The sequence below is a fragment of the Methylobacterium oryzae genome, assembly GCF_036441375.1.
GTDB classification, from domain to species: Bacteria; Pseudomonadota; Alphaproteobacteria; order Rhizobiales; family Beijerinckiaceae; genus Methylobacterium; species Methylobacterium oryzae_A.
Window position 1 is genome coordinate 16,058 of record NZ_MLCA01000012.1, and the last position, 15,936, is coordinate 31,993.

Genomic DNA, 15,936 nt, shown 5'->3' on the forward strand with positions numbered 1-15,936 from the left:
TCCTGATGAGAAATTCACCACTGGCTGCGGCGAGGCCGGGCAGACGGGCGCGCCGCGCGCCGCCGTCACTGCCGGGGATAGGCGATGATCGACAGGTAGGTCATCGGCCGCTTGATCAGCGTCTGCGGCCCGTGCAGCGCCTCGGCGTCGAACAGGAGCGCGTCGCCCGGCCTGAGGTGGTAATCCTGCCCGGCATGGCGGTAGCTCACCTCGCCGCTGAGCATGTAGATGAACTCGACGCCCGCGTGGCGGAAGCCGGTATAGACCTCGGCATCCTCTTCCAGGGTGATGAGGTAGGGCTCGAGCACGGTCTCGCCGCGGATGCCGGCGCCGAGCAGCTCGTAGATGTGCCCGACCTTCGTGCCGCGCCGCTCGATGACGACCCCGGTGCCCTTCCTCACGTAGGAGCAGTCGCGGCTCTCCTCGAAGGCGGCGAAGAGGGTGGTGATCGGCACGTTGAGCGCCTTCGCCACCGCGTTGACCGTGGCGAGCGACGGGGAGATCTGCCCGTTCTCGATCTTCGAGACCATGCCGGGCGAGATGCCGGCCGCCGCGCTGAGATCCGCGACCGAGAGTTCCCGCTCGCGGCGCAGGGCGCGGACTTGGTGGCCGAGCGCCCGTTCCAGGCTCTTGCCGTCCTCAGTCGGCGCGTTCGAACCGGTGTTCAGCATGGAAGGCCCGCGAACTGGAAGACCCCGCGGCCGGAAGCGTCCCGGCCGGTCGATCCACGGTCCATAGCCGATTGCACCGCGTTCCGCAGGCCTGCCGCGCTGTGCCGCGCGGGGACTGGCCGTCCCGGCCGCGCGGCCTCAGGCGCGGACGAGCTTGCCCACCACGGCGAGCAGCTGCTCGGGCTTGAACGGCTTGGTGATCCAGCCGGTCGCCCCGGCCGCCTTCGCCTGCTGCTTGATGCCCTCGTCGGACTCCGTGCTCAGGAAGAGGATCGGCACGCCCGTGCAGCTCGGCAGCGTCCGCAGCTGCTTGATCATCTCCAGCCCGTTCATCACCGGCATGTTGAGATCGGTGATGACGAGATTCACGCTCTCGCTCCTGGCCTTCGCCAGGCCTTCGGCGCCGTCGCCGGCCTCGATCACCGTGTGACCGGCCGGGCCGAGCACCACTTTGATCATCTGCCGGATGCTGGGCGAGTCGTCGACGGCGAGGACAGTGGCCATGACACGTATTCCGTTCTTGCGCCTAGAGGAGCGGCGCGCTGGGAAGTGCGATCGCGGCGCGCTGGAACGCGCTCTCCACCGCCGGGGGGACATTGACCAGCGCGATCCCGGCGGCTTGACGCTGCGCCGCCTTGTCGGCCGCGAGCACGATCTGCACGAAGGTGATGTCCGCGCGCTCGACCGCCGCGCAGTCGAGGGTGAGGCGCGCCGCGCCGGCGAGGGCCGCCGACAGCGTGTCCTGCAGCGACCGGACGGTCCGGATAGTGCAGTCGGAACCGAGCGTCAGGACATGGGCCTCGGACATGCGGGTTCGTAACCTCGACACTAGCATTGCGGGGCGGCGCGCCGCTGCGTCCGAGTCAACACCGCGGCGGGTAAATTCTTCCTGAAGGTCCGATCAATCGAGGGCGGCTGACGCGGCAGAGGGTCCAGCACAAGGCGGGGGGCGGTCGTGCATTGAACAGTCTTCCATAGCTAATACTTTGATCTGTGTCTCCAGTTGCAGCCTTCGGTCGGGCGATAACGCTTTCTTTAACGGCGATCCTTAGCCTTGGGCGGGCACCGACCCTCGGATTGCCGCTTGACCCGCGCGTCGGTCGACGCCGAGAGATCTGCCCGCCGATGTCCTTCCAAGTCGCCCACGACATTCTCAGGCAGGTTCCGGCCCGGTTCCGCCGGCTCGAAGACCGTCGCGGATCGGGCGCGGGCCCCGGCGCCGCGATCCTGGCGACGTCGCTCCCGGAGGCGGCCGTCCCCCTCGCCGAGGCCGAGGCACCGCATGGCACCGTGGCGGCCGAGCCGGCGCCCGCCGCGTCCGCGGCCGACCTGCTCCAGGCCTGGCTCGGCCTCTCGGCGCAGCAGCGGACGCTGCTCGATGCCCTCATCGCCGAGCTCGGGATCGTCTCCGCCGACGTGGAGGCCAATGTCCACGGCCTGTCCAACCGCTTTCAGAACATCGCCGCCTCGACCTGCGAGCAGTCGGAGATCGTCCGGGGGCTCGTCGCCTCTGTCCAGACCGTGCAGATCGACGACAGGACCCTGCAGCTCGGCGAGGTCGCCGCCGGCCTCGGCGAGACGCTCACCGCGCTGATCGAGCGGATCACCCTGATGTCGTCCCGCGGGACGACCCTCGCGCAGGGGCTGGCGGGGGTGCTCGAGGGCCTGTCGTCGGTCGAGGGCAGCGTGGCCCAGATCGAGAGGATCAACCGCCAGACCAACCTGCTCGCCCTGAACGCCAAGATCGAGGCGGCCCGGGCCGGTGCCAGCGGCGCGGCCTTCGCGGTGGTCGCCGACGAGGTGCGCGGCCTCGCCACGACCATCAACGCCCTGTCGGACGTGATCAAGCAGCAGATCGGCACCATGGCGGCCGGCCTGCGCAGCAGCCACGCGCTGCTGGGCGACATCGCGGCGATCGACATGTCCGAGGAGAGCCGGACCGCCGAGACGCGCGTCCGCATGGTGATGCGGGCGCTGGTCGAGCAGAACGCGCAGGTCGCGGGCATCCTGCAGCAGACCGTCGAGACCACGCAGGCCATCACCCAGGACGTGTCGGCGGCGATCGTGGCGATGCAGTTTCAGGACCGGGCCAAGCAGCGCATCCAGAACGTCGAGGGCCTGCTGCGCTCGGCCGGAGCGGAACTCGGCCGGCTCTCCGCCGACAGTGCGGACCGCGTCGCGGCGCCGGAGGCCCCGGCCGACCCGGCCTGGATCGAGGCGGCGATCGCCGGCTGCACGCTGGGTGAGGTCCGGGCGCGCCTGACGGAGCGCCTGCTCGGGGGCGTCCCGTCCTCCCAGCTTCCGGCCGCCGGCGCCGCGGCCGTCGACGATCTGGACGGCATCGACCTGTTCTGAGGGCGAGCGCGCCGCACCGGCGCGATCCGTAAGACGGCCCGTCCGGGGCCCGGCCGGGGTTGGCGCCCGGTCGGGCCTTCGGCGCTGGATCCGCCGCGGCCGGCGCTCCTGTCCCGTGACAATCTCCGGCCCGGGCGCCCGGGACGGCGGCGGCGCGTATCCTCCGGGGACGCGCCTCGACGCGCTGTGCCGGACGGGTGCGGGGGCGGTGCCCGAGATCCTGTGATCCGCGTCTCACATGGTCGCTGTATCCGACAATCATGCTCCGCCTGTTCTGGGCAGATATACTGTGCGGTTCCGGCCCAGATCTGGTCGTTAACTGAAAATTTCTGCTCGGATTTTATACAACTTAGGAAATCAGGCGACGGTGGGTCGTCGTTCCGCGCCGCCGCGAGGATGGCGCGCCGCGCGACACTCCTTCCGACGGCCTGATCGCGAGGGACATGGCCCGCGTCCGGACTTGAACCATCCGTTCGCGCTCGGGACCGGGCCGTTCTTCCAGTCACTGCGTTCCGTGTTCGGGGGTCCGATCGTCCCATGACTGTTCTGGATCCGGCGGAGGTGTTCCGCGCCGAGGCCGCCGAGCTGCTCGCCTGCCTGGAGACGACGTTGCTCGACCTCGGCGACCGTCCGGAGGACCGGGCTCTGATCGACACCGCCTTCCGCGCCCTGCACACGATCAAGGGCTCGGGCGCCATGTTCGGCTTCGAGCAGGTCGCCGCCTTCACCCACGACTTCGAGACCGCCTTCGACCGCGTCCGCCGCGGCGAGGTCCCGGTCGGCCGCGACCTCGTCGACGTCTCCCTCTCGGCCAAGGACTACATCCGCGGCCTGATCGAGGAGCCCGAGGCCAGCGCCCCGATCATCGGCGAGGCCATCCTGGCCGAGCTCGAGCAGCTCCTCGGCGCCGCCGCCCGCGATGCCGCCCGCGATGCCGCCCGCGAGCCCGGCCGCGCCGCCGCCCCTCCGNGCTGCGCCTGCGCCCGCCGCCCCGTCCGCCATCCCGTCCTCCGGCCCGCCCGAGCTGCGGGCGCCGGCGGCGCGGCGGGGGGAGGACCGGCCGGCCAGCAGCGTGCGGGTCGAGGCSGAGCGGCTCGACGAGCTGATGGACCGGGTCGGCGAACTCGTCATCGCCCAGGCCCGCCTCGGCCAGCTCGCCGGCCTGCACGCCGATCCCGGCCTCAAGACCGTCGCCGAGGAGATCGAGCGCCTCTCGGCGCGSCTGCGCGACACCACCATGAGCATCCGCATGGTCGCCATCGGCGCGCTGTTCGGCCGCTTCCGCCGCCTCGTCCACGACCTCTCGCGCGACCTGGGCAAGCCGGTCGAGTTCGTCACCGGCGGCGAGGAGACCGAGCTCGACAAGACCGTGATCGAGCGCCTGGCCGACCCGCTCGTSCACCTGATCCGCAACGCCATCGACCACGGCATCGAGGCGCCCGMGCRCCGCGCGGCCGCCGCCAAGCCCGCCACCGGGCGGATCACSCTGACGGCCGAGCATGCCGGCGCCCAGGTGCTGGTGAGCGTGCGCGACGACGGCGCCGGGCTCGACGCGGCGCGCATCCGCGCCAAGGCCGAGGAGCGSGGCCTGTGCGCGCCCGGCGCGGTGCTSACCGACCCGCAGATCTACCAGTTCCTGTTCGCGCCGGGCTTCTCGACCGCGCCGACGATCTCGGCGCTGTCGGGGCGCGGGGTCGGGATGGACGTGGTCAAGAAGACGATCGAGAGCCTGCGCGGCACGATCGACATCACCACCGCGCCGGGGGGCGGGACCTGCGTGGCGCTGCGCCTGCCGCTGACRCTGGCGATCATCGAGGGTCTGCTGATCCGGGTGGGGGCGGGGCGCTACGTGATCCCGCTTGCGGCGGTGGAGGAGTGCGTSGCGCTGCCCGAGAGCGCGCGCGGCGGGCGCGGGCGGGACTTCCTGAACATCCGCGGCGCTCTGGTGCCGTTCCTGCGGCTGCGCAGCCTGTTCGGGGCCGAGGGCGAGCCGGAGGAGCACCAGAAGGTGATCGTGGTGTCGGCGGGCGAGGCGCGGGTGGGGCTGGTTGCGGACCAGATCATCGGCAACCACCAGACGGTGATCAAGTCGCTGTCGAAGCTGCACGCGGACGTGGCGACGTTCTCGGGGGCGACGATCCTGGGCGACGGCACGGCGGCGCTGATCGTCGATGTCGGCCGCCTCGTGAGCGGCGGCGACGAGCGGGGGCGCGAGATCCCGCGCGAGACCCCGCGCGCGTACCAGGAGGTGGCGTGATGGGCGGCGATGTGACGGGCGGCTCCCCGGGGGCGGTCGCGCGGGCGGGCCGGCGGGGCGGGCAGCAGGTGGTGATGTTCCGGATCGGCACGGAGAGCTTCGCGCTGGATGCCGGGATGGTGCGCGAGATCATCGACCCGATCCCGGCGACGCGCGTGGCGGGGGCGCGGGCGCACCTCGACCGGATCGTGAACGTGCGCGGCAACGTCGTGCCGCTGGCCGACATCCGCGGGCGGTTCGGGATGCCGGCGGCGGCGCAGAGCCCGGACACGCGCTTCCTGGTCCTGGAGGTGGCGGTGGCGGGCGATCCGGTCGTGGTGGCGCTGGTGGCCGACAAGGTGTTCGCGGTGACGGAGGTCGACCCGGCCAGCTGCGAGGCGGTGCCGGCGGTCGGGACGACGTGGCGGCCGGAGTACATCCGCGCGATCGTCAAGGCCGGGGACGAGTTCATCATCGTCCCCGAACTCGAGCAGATCCTCTGCTGACGTCCCGGTGCAGTCTTCTCGAAGTGTTGTGTGCGTAGGGGTGAGTACGATGCGTTTCTCGATCAAGGCCAAGCTCGGGGTCGGCTTCGGCGCGATCCTCGTCCTTCTGGGGGCCGCCAGCGGCGTCGGCTACCAGCGGCTCACCGCGGCCGACACCACGATGAAGTACGTCCTGAGCCGCGCCGAGGTGCAGAAGCTGGTCCTCGAGGGCAAGGCGAACGCCATCCGTGCCGGGTTCAACGTCCGCGGCGCCCTGCTCAGCCCGGACGAGGCGCAGATGGCGGAGTTCGCCAAGCGCGTGGCGAACAACCGGGCCGATGCCAACGCGGCCCTGGCCAAGGTGAAGCCGCTCCTCATGTCCGACGAGGGGCGGCGCCTGTTCGAGGACTTGATGGGCAAGTTCGAGAAGCAGACCGAGCTGGGGACGCGGGCACTGGAGCTGACCCGCGACAACTCCAACGGAAAGACCTGGGCCGAGATCAATGCCGCGGGACGCCCGGCGCTGGCCGCGCTGCGCACGGACCTCGACGCGCTGATCGTCACGACGGCCGAGGCCCAGAGCCCGGCCGCGGACCGGCTCGCGCGAGCGGCCGCGGTGTTCAAGAGCCGGGTGGAGCGGGCCTGGGGCCAGCTCACCTCCGCGACCGGGACGACGAGCGCCGACGCGCTGCAGCAGCGCGTCGGCCTCGCCAAGCAGTCGCGCGAGGAGATCAACCGGTCCCTGGAGGAACTCGCCCCGGCGGCCCAGGCGGCGGGCATCGCCATCACGGGCGTCCGCGAGCGGTTCGCGACCTGGGCGGCCTCGTTCCAGCGCGCGCTGGCCGCCGTGGAGACCGGGACCTCGGTGAAGGCGGCCGAGCTGGCCTCGGGTGACTACGCCAAGGTGAGCACGACCGCGATCGACGCGTTCGAGGCCCTGGCGGAGCGGCAGAAGCGCTTCATGGACGAGGCCGCGGTCCAGGCCACCGCGGAATCGGCCCAGGGTCAGACGATCCTGCTGACCGTGGCGGCGGCGGCGCTCCTCCTCGGCCTCGGCATCGCCACCTGGCTCGCCCTCTCGATTTCCCGCGGGCTCGGCCGCGCCGTGACCCTCGCCGACGCGGTGGCCCTGGGCGACCTCAGCCAGACCGCGAAGGTCACCTCGAACGACGAGCTCGGCGACCTCGTCGGCGCCATGGGCCGCATGACCGAGAACCTGAACGCGACGGCCGCGCTCGCCAACGCCATCGCGCGGGGCGACCTCACGGTCGAGGCCAGGCCGCTCTCCGACAAGGACACGATGGGCCTCGCCCTGCAGACCATGCTGACGAAGCTGCGCGCCGTCGTGGCCGAGGCGAGCGCGGCCGCGAGCAACGTGTCGGCGGGGTCACAGGAGCTGTCGGCCTCGGCCGAGCAGCTGTCGCAGGGCTCGACCGAGCAGGCGGCCTCGACCGAGGAGGCGTCGGCGTCGATGGAGGAGATGGCCGCCAACGTGAAGCAGAACGCCGAGAACGCCAGCCAGACCGAGACGATCGCCCGGCAATCGGCCCAGGACGCCGAGGCCAGCGGCGTGGCGGTCGGCCGCGCGGTCGAGGCGATGCAGACCATCGCCCAGAAGATCACCATCGTGCAGGAGATCGCCCGCCAGACCGACCTCCTGGCCCTCAACGCCGCCGTCGAGGCGGCCCGGGCGGGCGAGCACGGGCGCGGCTTCGCGGTGGTGGCCAGCGAGGTGCGCAAGCTGGCCGAGCGCAGCCAGGCGGCCGCGGCCGAGATCGGCACGCTCTCGGCCGACACCGTCAAGGCCGCCCAGCAGGCCGGCGACATGCTCGGCAAGCTCGTGCCCGACATCAAGAAGACCGCCGGCCTGGTCGAGGAGATCACCGCCGCCTGCCGCGAGCAGGATGTCGGCTCGGGCCAGATCAACCAGGCGATCCAGCAGCTCGACAAGGTGACCCAGCAGAACGCCAGCGCCTCCGAGCAGGTCTCGGCGACCTCCGAGGAGCTGGCCACCCAGGCCGAGAAGCTGCAGGCGACGATCGCCTACTTCCGCATCGGCGAGGCGGCCGCGCCGGKCGCGGCCCTGGCRGGCSTCCCCCTGGCCGGCGTCGATCAGGCGGTGACGCGCCTGCGCGCGACGGCGGCGCGGATGGGCACGGCCCCGAGCGCGTCCCGGGGCGGCGGCTTCGCCCTCGACATGGGCGAGGGCGACGCGCAGGACGCCGCCTTCACCCGCGTCGCCTGACGCGCTGCCCGAAACCCGGATCCGCGCAGCGCCTGTCGCCGCGCGGATCCCGCAGCCGCCGGGCCGCCGCCGGGCCGCCGGGCCGAGCCGCAATCCAGCCGGAGATCGCGCATGTCCAGTGTGTGGCAGTACCTGACCCTCGGCCTCGGGGCCGAGACCTTCGGGATCGACGTCGAGCACGTCCACGAGATCCTCGACTACCGGGTGCCGGCGGCGCTGCCGCAGGCGCCGGCCTTCCTGCTGGGGATGATCGACGTGCGCGGGCAGAGCTACCCGGTGGTCGACCTGCGGACCAAGCTCGGCCTGCCGCCGGTCGCGCGCACGCCGGCGACCCGGATCATCCTGCTCAACGTTCCGATGCCGGGGCGCGCGCTGCGGGTGGGGTTCGTGGCCGACCGGGTGATCGAGGTGACGGAACTCGACCGGGCCGAGATGGAGGCAGCGCCCGCGGTCGGCGGGCGCTGGAACGCGCGCTACATCGCGGGCATCGGCCGCCGGGGCGAGGCGTTCGTGGTGGTGTTCGACCTCGTCGCGCTGATGGACGGCGACGGGCCGGCGCTGGGCGCCGCGCCCGAGGCAGCCTGACGGAGCCGGCATCATGGAGGCCGATCCGGGTCACCTCAGCGACCGGCATTTCCGCTCGGTCGCCGACCTCATCCAGCAGCATGTTGGCATCCAGCTCCCGCCAGCCAAGCGCACCATGGTCGAGCGCCGGCCGCGCAAGCGCGTGCGCGCCCTCGAGCTCCCGACGGCGGGACGGCGACGTCGGCCTGGCGCTAGGCCGAGCTCCTGCCCGAGCGATATCTGGACTTCGCGGTCGATCGCGCTGCGCGGCGCGGTGTCCCCACGGGCCACATGTCCATTTGCCCGGCCTGCCGGTCGAGGCGCTCATCCGCGCGGCTGACCGGACCGTCTTGTCGTCCCTCGCGAAGCCGCTCGCCGATCAGGCGCGACGCGCGTTTCGCGAGAAGTAGACGGAACGAGGGAGCGACGGTCCGAGCGCCCGTGACGTTGCCGTTCGCGCGGGACGGCCAAGCCTGCCCGCTGGAGAGTTGCGTTCGAGAAACGATCTCCTCCCGTCAACGATTTCTTCGATTTCTCAACACGGCGCCATCTCTCACGAATCTGCCGATCAACGCGATTGCGGCATGCATCGGTTCCGCGCGATGAACAGTATATCGAGGGGCGACCTGCCCGCCGAAGCCGATGTAGAACAAATTACTACCCTTTGTCCCCAGCCCGTCAAAGTCGAAGATGATGTTCCTCGACGTCGCGTCCAAGATGGCGCGCCACACGAGATAGGCAATGGCACCATTATGCGCCTCTCGGCTTCTCGCAGACATGAAGTAGTATGCGGATTCGTGATCCCATATATAGAAAATCGCAGCGTCGAGCATCCCGAGTTTGTTTCTGATCGCGAGCACGCGGCCTCGATCTCGACCGACGGCTTCCTTGCAGAGATTGATCGAGCATCTGACGTCATAGCTGTTGACCGCATCTCGATCGACCAGATTTCGATCGTAAAAATTGATGAATTCCTCCGGATCGACGTTCTCTGATACCGAGAGCTGTTCGGAGGCTCTGCGGATCACGTTCCGGGTCTTGTCTCGCAGGCCGTTCCACAAGGCTTCCAAGGATTTTGGGTGCAGTTCATACGTGAATTCTACCGATGATTGAAAGCCGACCTGTTGGAACGTGATCACATCCTTGATACCGCGATGCATTTTCTGATAAAAACCGGACGTCTTCGGCAATTTTTCGACGAGCTCCCGGACGATCAGGTCCCGTTTGAGCGCTCTGTTGCAATCGAGTCCGTTGCCGTCGTCCATCCCCGGGCCTAGGAAGTGCGTTAGGTTCGGCATCTGGCACATCGTTCTACGCCCACGAATATTGGTGACGATGAACGGCAGGCGGCCGACAGTCTTGCCGTTAACGTGAATGAGGACCTCGTCGTAATTATTGTTCGTTGCGGCCTTGAGCCACCAATCTTCGTGAAATATTGTGGGCGATAACGGGTCTTTCATGATAAATCTTAGGGTCTCGATATCGCAAGCTGATGACCGGGCTCTCGGTCGGACACGCTGATGCTGGATAGGGTAATCCATTCCGTGCGTATATTCGGGCAGGCAACTGAGATATCCCGATGATTTGCGGAGCGATCCCGGCTTGTCGGGGATCTGCAGGACGCCGCACACGATCCTGGACCGTCGCGCGTTCATGCCAGACTCGCGCGGGTGGATCCTGAGCTCCGGCGGACAGGGCGGCCCCGAGAACGCCGGAGCCGCTGTCTCTGACCCTCGAAGCTGGAACGCTGCGCGCGGCGCGGTCGGGCAAGGCAGCCTTCGTGCACGCCGTGATCGGTTCGCCGGACGATCCGGACCCGAGACCGGGCGAGCGCCCGGAGCGCGCCTTCACCGGGGTGGTGGCGCTGATGGCGGAGGCCGGATCCTGGGCGGCCGCGCCTGCCCCGCCCCAGCGCCGCGGGTGTCGGGCACGATCACCGGACCCGCGGGATGGGTCGTGCCTCGGCTCGACCGGGGGCAGGCGACCGCCGCGGGCGGCGCGATCGCGCCGCGTCAGGTGCCCGTCCGCAGGGTGATCCGCGTCAGCTCGGACGGACGCCCGAGGCGGAGGGCGAAGCCGGGCCAGAGCCCGGTACCGTTGCCGATGTAGAGCCGCATGGTCCCAACCCGGTACGCGCCCGAGACGAACCCGGCATTGCCGCGCGCCACCAGCCGGTCCAGGCCGCGGATCATGCCGCCATGGGTGTGGCCGGAGAGCTGGAGTGCCACGCCGCGCGCCGCGGCCCGCGCGGCGTTCGCCGGCTGGTGGTCCAGCAGAACGATCGGCGCGCCCGGAGGCGCGCCCGCCAGGGCCGCGTCGAGGTCGGGGCCCGGGTGTCCCGTGGCGGGCGCGGACCGATCGGTGACGCCGGCCAGCAGCAGCGCATCACCATCGCGCCTCAGGATCGTGTGGGCATTGGCGAGGATGCGGATCCCCAACCCCGTTAGATGGCGCATCCAGGCGTCGTGATCGAAGAAGTACTCGTGGTTGCCGGGCACGGCCCAGACACCGTCGCGGGCGCGCAGGGCCCGCAGCGGCGCGACGTCGGTCCGCCGGGCCTCCAGCGAACCGTCGATGAAATCGCCCGTCACGACGATCAGGTCGACCTCGAGGTCGTTGGCGCGCGCGACGACGGCCCGTGCCCAGGCGGCCGGGAACAGGCGGCTGATATGCAGGTCCGTCAGGTGCAGGATCGTGTAGCCGTCGAAGCCGGCGGGCAGGTCGGCGATCGCGACGGCGAGGTCCTTCAACGGCGGCACGCGCACGGCCTGCCGCACGGCGGCGGCCGCGAGGCACGCGGCCGCCGCGGCCANCCGGCCGGGGGCGGCGGCTTCGCCCTCGACATGGGCGAGGGCGACGCGCAGGACGCCGCCTTCACCCGCGTCGCCTGACCCGCCGCCCGAAACCCGGATCCGCGCGGCGCCTGTCGCCGCGCGGAATCCCGCAGCCGCCGGGCCGCCGCCGCCGCCGGGCCGAGCCGCAATCCAGCCGGAGATCGCGCATGTCCAGTGTGTGGCAGTACCTGACCCTCGGCCTCGGGGCCGAGACCTTCGGGATCGACGTCGAGCACGTCCACGAGATCCTCGACTACCAGGTGCCGGCGGCGCTGCCGCAGGCGCCGGCCTTCCTGCTGGGGATGATCGACGTGCGCGGGCAGAGCTACCCGGTGGTCGACCTGCGGACCAAGCTCGGCCTGCCGCCGGTCGCGCGCACGCCGGCCACCCGGATCATCCTGCTCAACGTTCCGATGCCGGGCCGGGCGCTGCGGGTGGGGTTGGTGGCCGACCGGGTGATCGAGGTGACGGAGCTGGACCGGGCCGAGATGGAGGCAGCGCCCGCGGTCGGCGGGCGCTGGAACGCGCGCTACATCGCGGGCATCGGCCGCCGGGGCGAGGCGTTCGTGGTGGTGTTCGACCTCGTCGCGCTGATGGACGGCGACGGGCCGGCGCTGGGCGCCGCGCCCGAGGCCGCCTGACGGAGCCGGCATCATGGAGGCCGATCCGGGTCACCTGAGCGACCGGCACTTCCGCTCGGTCGCCGACCTCATCCAGCAGCATGTCGGCATCCAGCTCCCGCCGGCCAAGCGCACCATGGTCGAGGGCCGGCTGCGCAAGCGCATGCGCGCCCTCGAGCTCCCGACCCTGGAGGCCTACGGCCGCCACCTGTTCGAGGGCGGCCACCTCGCGGACGAGTTCCCGCACCTCGTCGACTGCGTGACGACGAACAAGACCGACTTCTTCCGCGAGCCCGCGCATTTCGATCTGCTGCGCGAGACGATCGTGCCGCGGCTGGCGGCGCGCGGCGACCGGCCGCTGCTCAAGGTCTGGAGCGCGGCGGCCTCGACGGGGGCCGAGGCCTACACGCTGGCGATGGTCCTGCAGGACATGGCCGCCGACCGGTTCCGTTACGCCATCCTCGGCACGGACATCTCCTCGGAGGTGCTGGAGCGCGCCCGCACGGCGATCTACCCGGAGGACATGCTGGCCGCGGTGCCGCCGGACCTGCGGCGGCGCTACGTGATGGTCGCCCGCGACCGGGGCCGGCGCGAGGGGCGGATCGTGCCCGAGCTGCGCGCCCGGGTGCGGTTCCAGCAGCTCAACCTGATGGACGAGGCGTACCCGATCGACCGGGACGTCGACCTCATCTTCTGCCGCAACGTGCTGATCTACTTCGACAAGCCGACCCAGAAGGCGGTGGTCGGGCGCTTGGCCGCGCATCTGCGTCCCGGCGGCTACCTGATCGTCGGCCATTCCGAATCCATGGCCGGCGTCGGGGTGGCGGGCCTCAATCAGGTCTCCTCGACCGTCTTCAGCAAGATGAGGGAATCCAGCCGGTGAGCGCGTCCCGACCGATCCGCGTCCTCGTCGTCGACGACTCGGCCTCCGTCCGCCAGACCCTGTGCGGCATCCTGGAGACGGCGCCCGACATCGAGATCCTGGGAACGGCCGCCGATCCGTTCATCGCCGCCCGCCGGATCCAGGAGGAGATCCCCGACGTCATCATCCTCGATCTCGAGATGCCCCGCATGGACGGCCTGACCTTCCTGCGGAAGATCATGGCGCAGAAGCCGCTCCCGGTGATCGTCTGCTCGACCCTGACCGAGGCCGGGTCCCGGATCCTGTTCGAGGTGCTGGAGGCGGGCGCCGTCGACGTGCTGCCGAAACCGCGCGTCGACACCCGCCAGTTCCTGCTCGAATCCACGGTCCGGGTCTGCGACGCGGTCCGGGCCGCCGCCCGGGCCAAGCTGCGCGGGAGCCGGCCGTCCCGGCCGCTGGTGGAGGCGAAGCTCTCGGCCGACGTCGTCCTGCCGCCGCCCGTGCCCGGGCGCGTCGTGGCCGGGACCGACCGGATCGTCTGCATCGGCGCGTCGACGGGCGGCACGGAGGCGCTGCGCGACGTGCTCGAGGTGCTGCCCGCCGAGTCCCCCGGTCTCGTCATCGTGCAGCACATGCCGGAGCACTTCACGGCGGCGTTCGCCAAGCGGCTGAACGGCCTCTGCGCGATCGCCGTCAAGGAGGCGGAGGACGGCGATCCCGTGGTGCGCGGCCGCGCCCTGATCGCCCCGGGCGGGCGGCACCTCATGGTTGAGCGCCGGGGCGGCAGCTACGCGGTATCGGTGAAGGACGGTCCCCTCGTCGCGCGCCACCGCCCGTCGGTCGACGTCCTGTTCCGGTCGGCCGCCCGGGCCGCGGCCGCGAACGCGCTCGGCATCCTGCTGACCGGCATGGGCGACGACGGCGCCAACGGCCTGCTGGAGATGCGCCGCGCCGGGGCGCAGACGGTCGCCCAGGACGAGGCGAGCTGCGTCGTGTTCGGGATGCCCAAGGAGGCGATCGACCGCGGTGCGGCCGCCAAGATCCTGCCGCTGGAGCAGATGCACCTGGAGATCCGGCGCTTCGGCCTGCCCGCGGCGCGCTGAGGCCGGGGCGGGCGCCGGGGCCGGGTTCAGGACTGGTCGCGTTGCCCGGGCTGCGCCTCGGCCACCGCCCGGCGCCCTCGCGTGCGGCTGGACGGCTGGTCCGCTGCGCGCCGCGTCCGGCCGGTACCCGTCTTCACCGACCGGCCTCGAGGAAGCTTCTTGCTTCCGCCGCGCCGCGCGCTGCGCTGCGTGATCTGTTCAGGGTGGGGACCCTGTTCCTGCGTCCCGGAATCCAGCAGGTGCTGAACACCGGGCGGATGCTCGGGCACGCGGAACAGGCGGGCCAGCCCGTCGGCGACGCCCCGAAGAACGGCATCGGCCTGCTCGTGATCGTCCTGGCCCTGTACGACGATGAAACTCATCTGCGCACCCGGATGGTTCGTTCAGATCCTAAACTCGACTCGGTGCGAAGGGTTGCCTGGGCCTGTCGGAAGTCATCCGACGATTATGCGAATCCGCACGTCATGAACGTCATGTAATCAACCGGTGGTCGTATCTCGGTGAATAATGAATGATTGTGCCGGGTGGTGACGGCGACTCGCCACGATTCCCGGAGTCTTGCTCAACGCACGGTCGGATCGCGTTCGGTGCGATACCGGGCAGAGTTGTGCTGGTGCGCCACGGCACGCGCTGCGCAGCGCGCCGGCGGTTCCATGATCGCGCGGCTCGCGAGCCGAGCCACCCCGGCGGGCCGGCTCACGCAGCGTAGCGGTCGAGGGCCAGATCGTCGCTCGCGATCTCCGGCGCCCGTCCGGACACGAGGTCGGCGAGCAGGCGGCCCGATCCGCAGGCCATCGTCCAGCCCAGCGTGCCGTGACCGGTGTTGGTGAACAGGTTCCCGACCCGCGTGCCCCCGACGATCGGGGTGCCGTCCGGCGTCATCGGCCGCAGGCCGGTCCAGAACGAGGCTTTGCCGAGATCGCCGCCGGCCGGGAACAGGTCCTGCACCGAGCGCGCGAGGGTCTCGCGGCGCGGCCCGCGCAGGGCGCTGCTGAAGCCGGCGAGCTCGGCGGTGCCGCCGACGCGGATGCGGTCGCCGAGCCGGGTGATCGCGACCTTGTAGGTCTCGTCCATCACCGTCGAGACCGGCGCGGCCTCCGCGTCGGTGATCGGCAGCGTCAGGGAATAGCCCTTCACCGGGTAGACCGGCAGGGCGATCCCGAGGGGGCGCAGCAGGGCCGGCGTGTAGCTGCCCAACGCCGCCACGTAGGCATCCGCCCGCAGGAGCGCACCGTCGCCGGTCTCGACCGCCGTCACCCGGTCCCCGGCGTCATGCAGGCGCGCGATCGCCGTCCCGTAGCGGAAGGTCACGCCGAGGCCCGCGCAGAGCGCCGCGAGGCGCTGGGTGAACAGGTGCGCGTCGCCGGTCTCGTCGCCCGGCAGCCGCAGCCCGCCGACGAACACGTCGCGCACGGCGGCGAGCGCCGGCTCGGCCGCGATGCAGCCGGCCGGGTCCAGCACCGTGTAGGGCACGCCGTAGGCGTCGAGGACGCGGGTGTCGTCGCCGACGTGGTCGAGCTGCTTCCGCGTCCGGAAGAGCTGGAGCGTGCCCTTCTCCCGGTGGTCGTAGGCGATGCCGGTCTCGGTGCGCAGGTCGCGCAGCGCGTCGCGGCTGTACTCGGCGAGCCGGACCATGCGGCCCTTGTTCCGCTGGTAGGCCTCCTCGGTGCAGTTCGCGAGCATGCGCGTCAGCCATGCGTAGAGGCGGGGCTCCAGGCGCGGCCAGAGCACCAGCGGCCGGTGCCGCATCATCAGCCACTTGAGCGCCTTCACGGGGATCCCGGGCGCCGCCCAGGGGGCCGAGTAGCCCGGCGAGACCTGACCGGCATTGGCGAAGCTGGTCTCCAGGCCGGCGCCCGGCTGGCGCTCCAGCACGGTGACCTGATGGCCGGCCCGCGCGAGGTAGTAGGCCGAGGTGACGCCGACGACGCCGCCGCCGAGGATGAGGACGTGCATGGCGG

Annotated in this window: 13 protein-coding genes and 3 pseudogenes; 9 read left to right on the forward strand and 7 right to left on the reverse strand. The window is 71.1% G+C overall.

Features of this window, described 5'->3' with window-relative positions:
• Positions 1-65 precede the first annotated feature (65 nt).
• The 3 genes from MOTC310_RS23315 to MOTC310_RS23325 all read right to left on the reverse strand — a co-directional run bounded on the left by MOTC310_RS23315 (position 66) and on the right by MOTC310_RS23325 (position 1,479).
• The gene (locus MOTC310_RS23315) at positions 66-671 is read right to left on the reverse strand and encodes a helix-turn-helix domain-containing protein (RefSeq protein ID WP_331292928.1); all 606 of its coding nucleotides are present in this window, start codon (positions 669-671) and stop codon (positions 66-68) included.
• A gap of 138 nt (positions 672-809) precedes the next feature.
• Positions 810-1,175, reverse strand: a complete 366-nt coding sequence (locus MOTC310_RS23320; protein WP_024828568.1) for a response regulator — start codon at positions 1,173-1,175, stop codon at positions 810-812.
• 22 nt (positions 1,176-1,197) lie between these two features.
• Positions 1,198-1,479: an STAS domain-containing protein gene (locus MOTC310_RS23325; protein WP_331292929.1), complete on the reverse strand. Its 282-nt coding sequence runs from the start codon at positions 1,477-1,479 to the stop codon at positions 1,198-1,200.
• Between the two features lie 317 nt (positions 1,480-1,796).
• On the opposite strand from MOTC310_RS23325, the gene MOTC310_RS23330 reads away from it, so the two are divergent.
• The 6 genes and pseudogenes from MOTC310_RS23330 to MOTC310_RS23355 all read left to right on the forward strand — a co-directional run.
• Positions 1,797-3,026: a methyl-accepting chemotaxis protein gene (locus tag MOTC310_RS23330; RefSeq protein ID WP_331303460.1), complete on the forward strand. Its 1,230-nt coding sequence runs from the start codon at positions 1,797-1,799 to the stop codon at positions 3,024-3,026.
• A gap of 537 nt (positions 3,027-3,563) precedes the next feature.
• Positions 3,564-5,283: pseudogene (locus tag MOTC310_RS23335) on the forward strand (chemotaxis protein CheA).
• Positions 5,283-5,768, forward strand: a complete 486-nt coding sequence (locus MOTC310_RS23340) for a chemotaxis protein CheW (protein WP_331303461.1) — start codon at positions 5,283-5,285, stop codon at positions 5,766-5,768. Before MOTC310_RS23335 ends, MOTC310_RS23340 begins: the two are co-directional and overlap by 1 nt.
• Before the next feature lie 49 nt (positions 5,769-5,817).
• The gene (locus tag MOTC310_RS23345; protein ID WP_331303462.1) at positions 5,818-7,992 is read left to right on the forward strand and encodes a HAMP domain-containing methyl-accepting chemotaxis protein; all 2,175 of its coding nucleotides are present in this window, start codon (positions 5,818-5,820) and stop codon (positions 7,990-7,992) included.
• Between the two features lie 111 nt (positions 7,993-8,103).
• Complete coding sequence (locus MOTC310_RS23350; protein WP_331303463.1) at positions 8,104-8,577, forward strand: chemotaxis protein CheW; 474 nt, start codon at positions 8,104-8,106, stop codon at positions 8,575-8,577.
• A 13-nt stretch (positions 8,578-8,590) separates the two neighbouring features.
• A pseudogene (locus MOTC310_RS23355) lies at positions 8,591-8,731 on the forward strand (chemotaxis protein CheR); the annotation flags it as partial.
• A gap of 340 nt (positions 8,732-9,071) precedes the next feature.
• Here MOTC310_RS23355 and MOTC310_RS23360 read toward each other — a convergent pair.
• Together MOTC310_RS23360 and MOTC310_RS23365 are read right to left on the reverse strand one after the other, a co-directional pair.
• A complete protein-coding gene (locus MOTC310_RS23360) occupies positions 9,072-10,016 on the reverse strand; it encodes a hypothetical protein (RefSeq protein WP_331294868.1) in 945 nt (314 codons plus the stop codon).
• 552 nt (positions 10,017-10,568) lie between these two features.
• Positions 10,569-11,366, reverse strand: a pseudogene (locus MOTC310_RS23365) (metallophosphoesterase); the annotation flags it as partial.
• 191 nt (positions 11,367-11,557) lie between these two features.
• On the opposite strand from MOTC310_RS23365, the gene MOTC310_RS23370 reads away from it, so the two are divergent.
• From MOTC310_RS23370 to MOTC310_RS23380, 3 genes are read left to right on the forward strand one after another with little or no spacing between them, the layout of a single operon-like run.
• Positions 11,558-12,031: a chemotaxis protein CheW gene (locus MOTC310_RS23370; RefSeq protein WP_331303464.1), complete on the forward strand. Its 474-nt coding sequence runs from the start codon at positions 11,558-11,560 to the stop codon at positions 12,029-12,031.
• Between the two features lie 13 nt (positions 12,032-12,044).
• Entirely contained in the window at positions 12,045-12,893 is an 849-nt protein-coding gene (locus MOTC310_RS23375) for a CheR family methyltransferase (protein WP_331303465.1), read from the forward strand.
• Positions 12,890-13,975 (forward strand): protein-glutamate methylesterase/protein-glutamine glutaminase, encoded by a 1,086-nt coding sequence (locus MOTC310_RS23380; protein WP_331303466.1) that lies wholly within the window; start codon positions 12,890-12,892, stop codon positions 13,973-13,975. Before MOTC310_RS23375 ends, MOTC310_RS23380 begins: the two co-directional genes overlap by 4 nt.
• A gap of 26 nt (positions 13,976-14,001) precedes the next feature.
• Here the strand turns inward: MOTC310_RS23380 and MOTC310_RS23385 are convergent, their stop codons facing one another.
• Complete coding sequence (locus tag MOTC310_RS23385; RefSeq protein ID WP_331303467.1) at positions 14,002-14,337, reverse strand: hypothetical protein; 336 nt, start codon at positions 14,335-14,337, stop codon at positions 14,002-14,004.
• Between the two features lie 334 nt (positions 14,338-14,671).
• Complete coding sequence (locus MOTC310_RS23390; protein ID WP_331303468.1) at positions 14,672-15,931, reverse strand: D-amino acid dehydrogenase; 1,260 nt, start codon at positions 15,929-15,931, stop codon at positions 14,672-14,674.
• Positions 15,932-15,936 lie beyond the last annotated feature (5 nt).